The following is a 13,969-nucleotide window of genomic DNA, read 5'->3' on the forward strand; positions in this document are numbered from 1 at the left end:
TCTATGATGCTATAAATCACAGCATTTCAACAAATCAACATTTACTACGACAGCTTCTTCAGATGGGTATTGTAACATTAACCTTAAATCCAGCCATTGATAAAAGTACAAGTATTGACAGGCTGGTACCAGAACATAAATTACGTTGTGAAAACCCTAAGTTTGAAGCAGGTGGTGGAGGAATCAATGTATCAAAAGCGATACATAAACTAGGAGGAGATAGTCTGGCTATTTTTCCGGCTGGTGGTCCGGCGGGTACTCTTCTGATTGATCTCCTACAGGAGGATAAAATTACCTGCAAGTCTGTTCCAACAGAACAGTGGACGCGGGAAAACTTTATTGTGGTAGAACACTCAACAAATGCACAATATCGTTTCGGAATGCCAGGTCCTCAACTCTCAGAAATAGAAGCTCAGTCATGTCTGGAAGCCATTAAGGAAGCTAAACCTGAGTATCTGGTGGCAAGTGGTAGCCTGCCTCCCGGATTGCCTGTTGACTTCTATGCCAGAGTAGCAAAGGTAGCAAAAGAAATAAACGCACGCCTGATTCTGGATACCTCTGGAGAACCGCTGAAACTGGCAGCTAATGAAGGTGTATTCTTACTTAAACCTAATGTGGGCGAACTTAGTAAAATGGTAGGCGTAGAGACGCTGGAAACAGATGATGTAGATGATGCAGCAAAAGAAATAATAAATCGGGGAGATTGCGGAATTGTAGTTGTATCTATGGGACCTGCTGGTGCGCTTCTAGTCACCAAAGACGGACATGAACACATACCAGCTCCCACTGTTTTGAAGAAAAGTACGGTTGGAGCAGGAGATAGTATGGTTGCAGGTATGACATGGAGCCTCGCGAATGGCAAGACACCTCAGGAGATGGTTCGCATGGGAGTTGCCTGTGGATCTGCAGCTACTATGAATTCCGGAACCCAGTTATTTAAAGTAGAAGATGTGCACAAGCTATATGACTGGATCTGCACATATAGTGCCCGTTATACTCATACAAGTATCTGAAAAGATAATTATTGAAAACATGACAAAACCTTTTAGCTTCTATGCCAAAAGGTTTTTTTATTTAAAATACTTACTCTTTAAATCTTGCTTTTCGTTATAAAGTCAAGTCTCCATTTTATTCGAATAGGATCAATCTACTTTGGAAAAGTTTTATACAACTAAGAAAACATAATAGTATTTTTAAAATAAAAGATTTACATTTACTAATGTAACTATGACTTGTCCTATATTTTCCTACCAATTATGTCAAAGCAGGTGCTTCAACAACAGGATGGAATACTCTGGAACCAATTCCGGGCAGGTGAGCTAACTGCTTTTACGGAATTGTATAACAACTATGTACAAACATTGTACAATTATGGCAAGCGTTTCACTCCTGACAAAGCATTAATAGAAGATTCTATTCAGGATCTGTTTATTGAATTATGGAATAAGAAAGATCACCTAAGTGACACTGACTCTCCTAAGTACTTCCTGATGAAATCACTTAGAAATAAGATGCTGCGGAAACTGGAGCGAGAACACAAATACATACTCAATAACCTTTCGGAAGATTACGATTTTGAAGTAGAACTTTCGTACGAGTTCTCTCTGGTTTCTGAACAAGCTTCTATTGAGCAACGACAACACCTGCAACAAGCTCTGCAACAACTAACCAAACGCCAGCGAGAGGTCATTTTTCTTAAGTTTTATGAGAATCTCTCTTATGAAGAGATTGCATCCCTTATGGCTATTGAATTACGTTCTGTATATAATCTGGTTTCAAAAGCTATTGATGTTATTAAGCGTTATATAAGTCGGTTATTTTTGATACTTGTATTTCTCATTTTTTCTCCATCATTTGAATAACCCCCTCTTATTTCTCTATTCCTGTCTTTTCAAATGAAAAGCATGCATTCTTTCAGAAACCAGATTAGCTGATAGGCATTTGGACTAGAAAAAAACTATTGGATAATTTTTTGAAAAAATTTTCAAAAAAAATGATGAAGTTTTAGTGTCCCATGTATTATGTGTATATAAGACAATTATTTTTATCAATAATCCTCTTCACTCTATATGGATTATCTACACTATACAGCTCTGGACTTTGCGCTAGATGAACATTTTCAGAAATGGATTCTATGCCCTGATGAGGAAACTGATTTATTCTGGGATAGATGGCAACTTCAACACCCTGAAAAAAAAATAGAATTAGAAGAAGCTCGCCAGACAATCCATGCTCTTCAATTCAAAACTGATCTGTTGTTAGAGGAGCAACGACATCGTATGTTTCAAAACATACTTATTAGTATACGAAAGAAGGAGCAGATACTCCCTTTAGTTAAAGAGGAGAAGACAATAATCTGGTATACAAACTGGAAACGTATTGCGGCAGGTCTGCTTATAGGAACTTTTGCATTTTCTGCGATTTCCTATTGGTATTTAAATCAACATATCTATTACAATACACAATATGGCGAGATAAAGACAATTACACTACCAGATCAAACAAAAGTCACACTCAATGCTCACTCAACATTGCACTTTGAACGCAACTGGCAATCTGATAAACCCCGTGAAGTATGGCTGGAGGGAGAAGCATTCTTTGAAGTCTCCAAAAAGACACCTCGTGATCCGGCAGCCAGATTTCAGGTGCATACAGATGATCTTACAGTCGAAGTACTGGGAACAAAGTTTAATGTCAATCAACATGAACACCTGACAGCCGTCAGCCTTAATGAAGGTAAGATCCAACTCAAGCTTGAAACACCTAAACCTTCAAAGGATATTCTAATGTCTCCTGGTGAGATGGTGAAGTTCTCTGAAACCAATCAAAAAATAGAGAAGATTGCTATCCAGGCAGAGAATCAAAGTTCCTGGACAAAAAACTTTTGGGTGTTAACAAACACTTCATTAGCAGAAATAGCGAAACGTATTGAAACAACTTATGGATACGAAGTCTTCATTACCAATGAACAACTCTTATCCGAAAGTATAACCGGCGTATTACCAACACACAATATTAAAAATCTTCTTGATGTATTATCCACCACATACAATGTTAAAATCCAGATTACTAATAACCGGATAACCATCTCGAAATAGTTCCCCTACTTTTTAAAAACAAATGTGTTCCATGAAAAACAACCGCTACCATCTTTTCCTTGGCACAGTACTCCTATCCGGATCTGTGTACTTATCAGGATTTGCACAGAGCTTGGCTGCTGTCCAGATTCCGAGACCAACCTTAGAAAAATCTGAACCTGCAGCCCAGTCCCTGATACAGGTTCTGGGAGAACTGGAAAACAAGTATGACGTCCATTTTACGTACAAAAATACTGTACTGGAAAACAAGACTGTCAAAGCTTTTTCTTCTTCCTCACATGAACTAGGCAAGATTCTGGATCAACTACTGACCCCTCAAGGTCTGAAGTACAAACGGATCGATAACATCTATGTGATTTATGCTCCGGAAGAAAAAGTTAACTTCAAGCTGATTAAGCATATTTCCAGAGAATCAGAGCACGACAATGCAATAGTCTCTAATCAAATCAATACTATCGCATTACCTAAAGCAGAAAAGTTGCAAAACCTTCTGAATGCTCAGGAAATTACAGTAAGTGGCAAAGTTTCTGGCGAAAGTGGTGATGCAATGCCAGGAGTGAGTGTATCTATCAAAGGAACAACCAAAGGTACTACCACTAATGGAGAGGGACGTTATACATTAGGTGGTGTACCAGAAAACGGAGTATTGGTATTCTCGTCCATTGGGTATACAACAGAAGAAATGCAGGTCAGTAATCGCACAATTATAGATGTACAGCTAAAACCAGATCTACAAGCACTTAGTGAAGTAGTGGTAGTAGGCTATGGCACTCAGAAGAAAACCTCTGTGACAGGTGCCATATCCAGTGTATCTTCTAAAGAGATTGCAGCATTACCTGTACCTAGCGTGGAACAAGCCATCCAAGGACGGGTTGCAGGTGCCATCGTAACAAACAATGGTGCACCCGGTGAGGCGCCTCTGGTACGTATTCGAGGTATCAGCTCTATTAACTTTGCATCTAATCCTCTGTATGTAGTAGATGGAATTATTAATGTGGATAATTTTAATAATTTCGATTCAAAAGATATAGAGTCTGTAGAAGTGCTAAAAGACGCAAACTCTGCTGCTATTTATGGTTCCAGAGCAGCAGCAGGCGTTGTGTTGATTACAACCAAAAAAGGAACAAGAGATGGAAATATTCATGTTAAACTAGATTCCTATATTGGTGTACAAAAAGCATGGAATAAGCTTGATCTTTTAAATCGGGATCAGTATTTACAGTATGGAACGGCTTTATTATCAAATGCAGGAGCAGCCCTTCCTCCTCGTTTTTCGGCCATGAATGATCCAATTTATGCAGGTGCCTCTCAAACCTTTGCTCAAACAGATACAGATTGGCAGGATGCACTCTTTCAGACAGCAACTATTACACAGAATAACTTGTCTGTATCCGGAGGAAATGAAAAATCTCGTTTCTATTCTTCCGCAGGTTATTTTAGTCAGGCGGGTATCATGAAAGGGACAGGATATGACCGGTATAATTTCCGTATAAATTCTGATCATCAAGTATTGAAGGGGATAAGTTTTGGTCAAACATTACTGGTTTCTTATGGCTATCAACGCAAAGAACAAAATGCGGGTGGCCGTACACAAGTCCAGAATATGATTCGTATGACACCTTATATACCTTTATATAATCCAACAAATATTGGTGGCTATGGAGGTAATACAGGTGCAGATGGTTCTGACCCCCAAAACCCTGTCCGTGCAGCATTACAAGATCTGGACCAAGTTACCTCAGTGAGAGTATTGGGTTCGTTATTTCTTGATGTCTCTCTTACTTCCTGGCTAAAATACCGCTTTAATGTAGGAGTAAACTACCAGACTTCTCGCGAATATATCTATCAGCCTATCTACTCAGAGGGATTCAATAGTAGAACTCTAGCTGTTTTAAATGATAATCGTAATAATAGCTTTTCTCCAATATATACTAATCAGTTGACGTTTGAGAAAACAATTGGAGAACATTCTATCAATGCATTGGGTGTTATTGAATACCAAACAGGCAGATCCGTATCTTTAAATGCAACAGGTAAAGCATCATCCAATGAGATTAAAGAATTTGATGGATTGAGCAACCAAAGTTTTACAGCTTTACGTGATGAACGAGCGATCTATTCATACATTGGCCGACTAAATTATGAGTATGCTAACAAATATATTTTGAGTGCCTCTATTCGTCGGGATGGTGCCTCACAATTTGCGCCAGGTAATAAGTTTGGAAGTTTTCCATCCATAGGGTTAGGCTGGAGAATCAGCGAGGAAAACTTCATGAAAAATATTCCATTTATCTCCGAACTGAAAGTACGGGGTAGTTATGGATCACTTGGCTATATCCCAGGTAATTATCTATGGCAGACAACAGTATCTTCTAATACAGGTGCAGATTTAGGCAATGTTAGTACACAAGGGTCTTTTTATGATAAGTTAGCAAATAAGGACCTGGAATGGGAAATTACTAAAATGACCAATATAGGCATTGATGCAGGTTTGCTTAATAATAGAATAACTTTCTCAGCTGAATATTATGTTCGTAACACAGATAATCTCATTCTGGAAGTAACTCCTGCGGTATCAACAGGCTATTCCAATCCTACTAGTGCCAATGTAGGCAAGATGAAAAACTGGGGATATGAATTTCAGGGCAGTTATAATCAATCACAAGGTGAGTTTAAATGGAATATTTCAGCAAACATAGGTGTGGCTAAAAACGAAGTAAAAGCGTTAGATACTCCTACAAGCGTCTTGGATAGAGGAGCATTACAGGATTATGGAAATACATCTATCACACGTACTGAAGCTGGACACCCTGTACAGTCATTCTATGGCTGGGTAACGGATGGTATCTTTCAAAATACAGCTGAAATCATAGGATCTGATAATAAACCTAGTGCACCTGTTCAGAGCCTTCCACTCAATAACGATGGAACTGTAAATCTTACTGAATATAATAAAGCGGATAATAAGAGTAAATATACCCGGCCTGGAGATATCCGGTTCAAAGATATAAATCAGGATGGTCAGATTACAGATGCAGATAGAACCTATTTGGGAAGCTTTTTACCAAAATTTACATATGGTCTTAATTTCTCTGCTAATTACAAAGGATTTGACCTAAGCATGTTCTTTCAGGGAGTACAAGGCAACAAAATTTATAATGGAACCCGAGTATTAACTGAGGGCATGATAAGATTGTTTAACTCGAGTACCACTGTTTTGAATGCATGGACTCCAGAGAATACCAATACCGATATACCACGGGCAGTTAATGGTGATCCTAATTCCAATAACAGAACGTCTGATCGGTTTATCGAAAATGGATCTTATCTGAGACTTAAAAGTTTAAATATTGGGTATACCCTGCCAGCTGATGTACTAAAATCTATTACCAAGGGAAATCTGAACAATTTCCGGATATATATATCCTCTCAAAACCTGCTAACATTCACTAAATACAAAGGATATGATCCAGAGGTTGGTTCAAGACTTAATGTGAACAATGGAAGTTTGGTACAAGGAATTGATTATGGCCAATTTCCACAGGCACGTACTTTGATTATTGGCTTACAGGTAGGATTCTGATTATTATTTATGATATTTCAAAGACTTTGTTATATGAAAAACGTAATAAGAAAAGTTAGTTTGGTTTTAATTATGATGTTAGGTGCCTGCAGTGAGGATCTACTGAATAAACAAAATCCTAATGGCAGCACACCAGACAGATATTATACCAATGAGATTGAACTTACTACTGGTGTAAATGGAATATATGCCATGGTACAAAGTGGGCGTCTTACAGGCCGTGAATGGTTTTTTCTGCATGATTTGCGTTCGGATGATGTTGCCACAGGAGGGGGTCAATTGGAAGGAGCCCGAAATCAGATTCTGACAGGGTCACTTCAAACCAGTAATGGTGTAATGACAGATGTTTGGAAAGGGTATTACCGGACCATACACAGAGCAAATTCTGTGATTGATGGATCAGTAAACACACAAAATATCACGGATGAACGCAAAAATCGACTATTAGGAGAAGCCAGGTTTTTAAGAGCATGGGCTTATTCTGAATTGGTGGCTTTCTGGGGTGCGGTTCCTTTGTATAAAAATACGGTACAGTCACTTTTAGAGTCTGAAGCACGTACTCCTGTAGATGAGGTTTACCAGTTTATTATCGAGGAGTTAAAAGCGATACAAGCTGTACTTCCAGCTTCCTATTCTGGCGCAGATGTAGGAAGAGTAACCAAAGGTGCAGCACAAGCCTTACTAGGAAGGGTATTAATGACTACAGGAGATTACGCAGGTGCCAAAACAGAACTTGAAAAAGTTAAAGATTCAGGTCTCTATGCACTGGTAGCCAACTACTCAGATAACTTTAAAGAAGAGACAGGTTTTAATAAAGAATCTATCTTTGAAATTGGTTTTCAAAATGATGGCTTTAACTGGGATTATGATGGTAATGGAACAGGAAATGAAGGTAATAGCCGTACACAAGAATATTCAGCAATTGGTTGGCGAAACCTTATTCCTTCAGATGCATTACTAGCTGATTATGAACGCACCAGCAAAGGAGACGCCAAAAATGATCCTCGCTTTAGTGACACATTTTATCGGATAGGGGACAAATTTAATAATGATGCAACCACCTTAACAGACGTTTTGGTACAAGGTAACTTATCCAACTTTGAGGGAGGAAAAGAGAAAATCAGTTGGAAAAAGTATACCAGCATGTATAAAAATAATCTTACTTTCTATACAGGACCTATGAATATGCGGATTATCCGCTATGCAGAAGTATTGCTGATGTTGGCCGAATGTGAAAATGAGGTGGGTACTTCCACTGCTGCAATTGGGTATCTTAATGAGATACGTAGCAGAGCTAGTGTGAACATGCCAGATTATCCTACTACCAACTATCCTGTAAATAGCAAAGCGGAAATCTTCCGTGCTATTCAGCATGAGAAGCGAGTAGAATTAGCTGGAGAGCAAATCCGGAACAGAGACATTCTACGTTGGAGAAAACAAGGGAAACTCACTTCTGAACCGATTAGCTACTTCCAAGCTAACAAATATGAGTTGCTGCCTATTCCTCAGGAAGAGTTTTCAACCAATGCCAGTCTGAAACCAACAGATCAGAATCCGGGCTATTAATACAGAAAGCATTTTCTACTGTTCAGGCCCCTTCATTGTATGAATGATGGGGCCTTTTTGTTGATTCTAACCACTACTCTTATGAATATAACCCAAATCTGTGTTTGGATACTGTGCTTGGGGGGATTACTGGGATGTAATTCTCCCCAAAAAAACACTCTATTTACACTACTACCTTCTGATCATACAGGTATCACCTTCACTAATCAGATAATGGAAAGTGATACATTTAATGCACTACGGTTTGAGTATATTTACAATGGTGGTGGAGTAGGAGTTGGAGATATAAACAATGATGGACTTCAGGATATATTCTTTGCAGGTAATATGGTTTCCAGCAAACTATATCTTAACAAAGGCGATTTTCATTTTGAAGATATTACCGAAAAAGCCCATATAAATACCAGCTATTGGTGTACAGGTGTAGCTATGATTGATTTGAATCAGGATGGCTTATTAGACATTTATGTTTCCACTATACATCCTGATAAAGATAAAAAAGTACCAAACTTATTTTTCCTCAATAAAGGTATTGATGCAAAAGGCAATGTCATCTTCGATGAAGTTGCCAGTCAGATAGGTCTGGCAGATAGCAGTTATTCTACTCAGGCAGCCTTTCTGGATTATGACCGGGATGGCGATCTGGATATGTATCTGCTCACTAATTCCTCACATGAGAATTACGATCGGAACCAGGCTGTAGGACAACATACAGATGGTAGCGGAAAAAGTGTAGACAAGTTGTTTAGAAATGAAGGAATCGGTACCAACGGACTACCCAATTTTAAAGATATTTCTAAAGAAAGTGGTATTCAGACAGAAGGATGGGGATTGGGGATTGTTGTTAACGATATTAACCGGGATGGCTATCCGGATATCTATTGCGCAAACGATTTTCTTTCCAATGATCATCTGTGGATTAATAACTGCAATGGCACCTTCTCTAATCAGGCAAAGAAATCTTTCAAACATACAGAACACAATGGTATGGGAATGGATATTGCCGACATCAACAACGATGGTCTCAATGACATAGTTGTGATGGATATGATGCCAGAAGATAATCTACGTCAGAAAACAATGTTCTCTACAACCGGATATGATCGTTTCTTTCTTAACCGAAGACAAAATTACCAGAATCAACATATACGAAACGTCTTACAACTAAACAATGGTAATGGTACCTTTAGTGATATTGGCTATCTGGCTGGTATATATGCTACCGACTGGAGTTGGAGTAGCCTGTTGGCCGACTTCGATAATGATGGATATCGCGACTTATTAATCACAAATGGATATCGGAAAGACATCACAGATCTGGATTTTGTAAGTTACAGTAGGGACGCCTCTTTATTTGGAACAGATGAAGCCCGTATAAAAAATGCGATTAAAGCTGTTAAAGGTTTGGAAGGTGTTAAAAAGCCTAACTGCATCTTCCACAACAATGGTGATCTGACATTTACCAATCTCGCTAGTGAGTGGGGACTGGACCAGCCTTCTTATTCCAATGGAGCCGCCTATGCGGATTTTGACAATGATGGAGATCTGGATCTGGTAATGAATAATATCGATGAGGAGGCCTTTGTCTATCGCAACAATGTGGTTCAACTACAAAAAGAAACTTCTATCCCTAATACAAACCATTTTTTAAGAATACGCCTTCAAGGAGAGAAACCCAATACGTCGGGGCTAGGAGCCAAGGTATGGGTTTACTACGATGGTAAAATACAATATACAGAACACGAGATCCAAAGAGGTTATAAATCAACCATCGAAGATTATGAGCATTTTGGCATGGGAAAAGCTACAAAAGTTGACTCTTTGGTGGTGGTCTGGCAAAGTGGTAACAGGCAACATTTGGGCCCTCTCTCAACAGATCAGGTAATCACTCTTCAGGAAAAAAATGCGCACAAACAATCCGTCAAATCATCTATAACACAATCTATTCTTTTCGAAGAAACCCATTCAATTACATACAAACACCAGGAAACTGACTTTCCTGATTTTAAGTATGGACAAGCTTTATTATCTCACAAACACTCTCAACAAGGTCCATCTATTGCTGTTGGGGATGTGAATGGTGACGACTTAGATGATTTTATCATTGGTGGCTCTGCCAATGATCATGCAACTATCTTTTTACAAACAACAGATCATCAGTTCAAACAGCAGTCTTTGCCCAACAAAACTTCAGAAGATACAGGTATCTTGCTTTTTGATGCAGACAATGACGGAGACAATGACCTCTATTGTGTAAGTGGGAGTAGTGAATTTGGCAAAGAAATCTATTCGTATCAAGACAGGTTTTATCGCAATAATGGCAAAGGAATATTTACACTTGATAGTACTGCTCTCTCTAAAACAGAAAGCAGTGGTAGCTGTGTGGTAGCCTGTGATTATGATAAGGATGGAGATTTGGACCTGTTTGTAGGAGGAAGAGTTACGCCAACCCAATACCCAATCCCCCCTTTGAGTTATTTGCTGCAAAATGATGGAAAAGGTCATTTTGTAAACAACACCCAAAAACTATGTCCGGAACTGAAAAAACCAGGAATGGTTACTTCAGCTCTCTGGACTGATTACGATAATGATGGATGGACGGATCTGATTGTAACAGGTGAGTTTATGCCTATTACATTCTTCCACAATAAACAAGGACAGCGATTTGAAAAATCTGAACTACCTAATTCCGGAGGCTGGTGGAACAGTATTACAGGAGGCGATTTTGACAACGATGGAGATATAGATTATGTAGCAGGGAACCTTGGCAAGAATTCATTATTTCAGGCATCAGAGAAATATCCTGTCTGTGTGTATGCCAAAGACTTCGATCAGAATGGGACTATGGACCCTGTACTTTGCAGATATATTGATGGCAAAGAATATATCTCTCATCCACGTGAGACGTTAACAGATCAGATTGTAAGTTTTCGTAAAACGCTAACAAGTTATGCGTTATATGGGAAGTCTACTTTTACGGAATTGTTTGATTCAGAAAAACTGAAAGATGCACTTATTCTTAAAGCGACAACCTTTTCTTCTGCTTATCTTGAAAATCAGGGAAAGGGACAATTCGCTATGCACCCGCTTCCTGTACAGGCACAATTTTCACCCATTTTTGGCTTGCTTACAAATGATGTAAACAATGATGGCAATCTGGATATTTTAGCAGTAGGCAATGACTATAGCAGAGAAACACTCTCAGGTTGGATGGATGCAGGAACAGGACTGTATTTACAGGGGGATGGGAAGGGCAACTTTACGCCAGCAAAGATAACAGAAACCGGATTTCAGGTAGATGGCGATGCCAAAGCGCTTACCCAGATAGTAGTAAGTACAAACAAAAGATTAGTGATCGCTACACAAAACCAGGATAGTGTGAAGGTATTTGAGCATCCACAAAATAAAGAGACTACGCTTTCCTATATACGTTTAAGTCCTAAAGATGCCAAAGCCGAGTTACGATGGACAAATGGAAAGAAACGCCTGGAAGAATTTTATTATGGTTCTGGCTATCTCTCCCAAACAACCCGCACATTAATTGTACCAAATGGTGTCACAGAAGTTGTAATTTTTGATCAGAAAAAGCAGAGTCGGAAAGAGGTATTTCACTCAAAGATTACTCAACGTTCCAGATAAATACGTTTTATACTTATAAGATGCTCATTAGTAAATAAAGAGGTAGCAAAATTTAAGTTGTTCTGATTACTTAAATTTTGTTCCCTCTTTATTTACTTTAAACTTTGATTGTATATAACAAAAATCACCCAAGTACACTCATCAAATATCTTCCATACCCACTTTTTACAAGAGGTTGAGCAATTGCTTCAAGTTGACTAGAAGAAATAAAACCTTCCCGATAAGCTACCTCTTCAATACAGCCAATTTTTAATCCCTGACGTTCCTCTATTACTTGTACAAAAGTACCAGCCTGCATTAGTGAAGTAAATGTTCCTGTATCCAGCCAGGCAGTCCCCCGATCCAAAACACCAACATGCAACTTATCCTCTTCAAGATATTTCCGATTCACATCCGTTATCTCCAGTTCTCCTCTCGGACTAGGTTTTAGATTTTTAGCGATTTCCACAACATCATTATCATAAAAATATAAGCCAGGAACTGCATAGTTAGATTTAGGTTTGGCAGGTTTTTCTTCAATAGAAACCGCTTTCATATTTTTATCAAACTCAACAACACCATATCGCTCCGGATCTGTCACATGATAGGCGAATACTCTTCCCCCAACTGGATCATTGTGCTGCTTCAACAATTTTCCCAAACCACTTCCATAAAAAATATTATCCCCTAAAACAAGGGCTGCCTTATCATTTCCAACAAATTCCTTCCCAATAATAAAAGCTTGGGCTAATCCATCTGGGCTAGGCTGAATAGCATAAGAAAAATTGCATCCCAAACGTGATCCATCACCTAAAAGCTTTTGAAACATAGGCATATCATGGGGCGTAGATATAAACAATATGTCTTTAATACCTGCAAGCATTAAAGTAGACAATGGATAATAAATCATGGGCTTATCATACACAGGCATTAATTGTTTACTTACTGCCAATGTAAGCGGATGCAGCCGGGTTCCGGAGCCCCCTGCCAGTATAATACCTTTCATATAAGCTGATTAATAGTGAGTATTGAATACTAAAATACAGGTATCCTGCTATATTCCTCTAAATTCTTTTATAGATGTTGCTAATCAAGCTATGTAATTATCTCTAAACCACTCGACGGTAATTTTTAATCCCTGCTCAAACCGAACTTGAGGATCATAACCCAGTAAGCGAGTTGCTTTTGAAATATCTGCAAGACTATCGCGAATATCTCCTGCTCGGTTAGGTGCATGTCCAGCAACAATAGCAGGGTTAATTTGATCTTTCAGAACAGAAAACAATTGATTTAATGAAGTTCTCTCACCTACAGCAATATTGTAAACCTGATTAACTGCATCTTCGGAGGCGAAGGCAGCCTTAATATTTGCTTGTACTGCATTTGCAACAAAGGTGAAGTCACGCGTTTGTTCTCCATCACCAAATATTTTAGGCGATATTCCATTTCGTAATGCATCGATCATCAATGGAATTACAGCAGCATATGCACCCTGAGGGCTTTGTCTTGGACCAAATACATTAAAGTAACGTAATCCAATGATTTGCATGCCATATGTTTTACCAAATACATCTGCATACAATTCATTTACATATTTTGTTACTGCATAAGGAGAAAGTGGCCTTCCAATTTCATCCTCTACCTTAGGAAGCTTTTTACTATCACCATATGTAGATGAAGATGCAGCATATACAAATCGTTTTATTTTTGTATCTCTGGCAGCCACCAGCATATTCAAAAACCCATCAATATTCACAGTATTAGTTGTGATGGGATCGTTTACACTACGTGGTACAGACCCCAGAGCAGCCTGATGCAGTACAACATCCATATTCTGACAAGCAATCTGGCATGTCTCCAGATTACGAATATCACCCTCTATAAATTCAAAATTTGGATATGACATAAATGCATCCAGATTTGCCCGATAGCCAGTAGATAAATTGTCCAATACACGAACCTTGCCTGCACTATATTTCAGCAGGTATTCAACCAGATTAGATCCAATAAATCCGGCACCTCCCGTTATGAGAAAATTATAAGAAGATAAATCGTGTGTATGAAAAGGTGTTTCGTACATAAAAAGGTCAGAAAATGTATCTTG

The 13,969-nt window shown here is 38.7% G+C and carries 8 protein-coding genes; 6 read left to right on the forward strand and 2 right to left on the reverse strand.

Annotated features, from left to right (window positions below):
• The first annotated feature begins 62 nt into the window (after positions 1-62).
• The 6 genes from QNI15_RS32900 (at position 63) to QNI15_RS32925 (ending at position 11,886) form a co-directional block, all read left to right on the forward strand.
• On the forward strand, positions 63-1,013 hold the full coding sequence (locus QNI15_RS32900) for a 1-phosphofructokinase family hexose kinase (protein ID WP_313992064.1): 951 nt from the start codon (positions 63-65) through the stop codon (positions 1,011-1,013).
• A gap of 243 nt (positions 1,014-1,256) precedes the next feature.
• On the forward strand, positions 1,257-1,862 hold the full coding sequence (locus QNI15_RS32905) for an RNA polymerase sigma factor (RefSeq protein WP_313992066.1): 606 nt from the start codon (positions 1,257-1,259) through the stop codon (positions 1,860-1,862).
• Between the two features lie 207 nt (positions 1,863-2,069).
• Complete coding sequence (locus tag QNI15_RS32910) at positions 2,070-3,098, forward strand: FecR family protein (protein ID WP_313992068.1); 1,029 nt, start codon at positions 2,070-2,072, stop codon at positions 3,096-3,098.
• A 31-nt stretch (positions 3,099-3,129) separates the two neighbouring features.
• The gene (locus QNI15_RS32915) at positions 3,130-6,681 is read left to right on the forward strand and encodes a SusC/RagA family TonB-linked outer membrane protein (RefSeq protein ID WP_314036031.1); all 3,552 of its coding nucleotides are present in this window, start codon (positions 3,130-3,132) and stop codon (positions 6,679-6,681) included.
• Between the two features lie 33 nt (positions 6,682-6,714).
• On the forward strand, positions 6,715-8,247 hold the full coding sequence (locus QNI15_RS32920) for a RagB/SusD family nutrient uptake outer membrane protein (RefSeq protein ID WP_313992073.1): 1,533 nt from the start codon (positions 6,715-6,717) through the stop codon (positions 8,245-8,247).
• 81 nt (positions 8,248-8,328) lie between these two features.
• Complete coding sequence (locus tag QNI15_RS32925) at positions 8,329-11,886, forward strand: VCBS repeat-containing protein (RefSeq protein WP_314036033.1); 3,558 nt, start codon at positions 8,329-8,331, stop codon at positions 11,884-11,886.
• 124 nt (positions 11,887-12,010) lie between these two features.
• Here the strand turns inward: QNI15_RS32925 and rfbA are convergent, their stop codons facing one another.
• Positions 12,011-12,871 (reverse strand): glucose-1-phosphate thymidylyltransferase RfbA, encoded by an 861-nt coding sequence (gene rfbA, locus QNI15_RS32930; protein ID WP_314036035.1) that lies wholly within the window; start codon positions 12,869-12,871, stop codon positions 12,011-12,013.
• An 84-nt stretch (positions 12,872-12,955) separates the two neighbouring features.
• The gene (locus tag QNI15_RS32935; protein ID WP_313992396.1) at positions 12,956-13,945 is read right to left on the reverse strand and encodes an SDR family oxidoreductase; all 990 of its coding nucleotides are present in this window, start codon (positions 13,943-13,945) and stop codon (positions 12,956-12,958) included.
• Between the last annotated feature and the right edge of the window lie 24 nt (positions 13,946-13,969).

The sequence above is a fragment of the Xanthocytophaga flava genome (genome assembly GCF_030068545.1).
Taxonomy (GTDB): domain Bacteria; phylum Bacteroidota; class Bacteroidia; order Cytophagales; family 172606-1; genus Xanthocytophaga; species Xanthocytophaga flava.

Coding starts and splice junctions, on each gene's coding strand:
- QNI15_RS32900 (WP_313992064.1), top strand. CDS start 63: ATGGGTATTGTAACATTAACCTTAAATCCAGCCATTGATAAAAGTACA.
- QNI15_RS32905 (WP_313992066.1), top strand. CDS start 1,257: ATGTCAAAGCAGGTGCTTCAACAACAGGATGGAATACTCTGGAACCAA.
- QNI15_RS32910 (WP_313992068.1), top strand. CDS start 2,070: ATGGATTATCTACACTATACAGCTCTGGACTTTGCGCTAGATGAACAT.
- QNI15_RS32915 (WP_314036031.1), top strand. CDS start 3,130: ATGAAAAACAACCGCTACCATCTTTTCCTTGGCACAGTACTCCTATCC.
- QNI15_RS32920 (WP_313992073.1), top strand. CDS start 6,715: ATGAAAAACGTAATAAGAAAAGTTAGTTTGGTTTTAATTATGATGTTA.
- QNI15_RS32925 (WP_314036033.1), top strand. CDS start 8,329: ATGAATATAACCCAAATCTGTGTTTGGATACTGTGCTTGGGGGGATTA.
- rfbA (WP_314036035.1), bottom strand. CDS start 12,871: ATGAAAGGTATTATACTGGCAGGGGGCTCCGGAACCCGGCTGCATCCG.
- QNI15_RS32935 (WP_313992396.1), bottom strand. CDS start 13,945: ATGTACGAAACACCTTTTCATACACACGATTTATCTTCTTATAATTTT.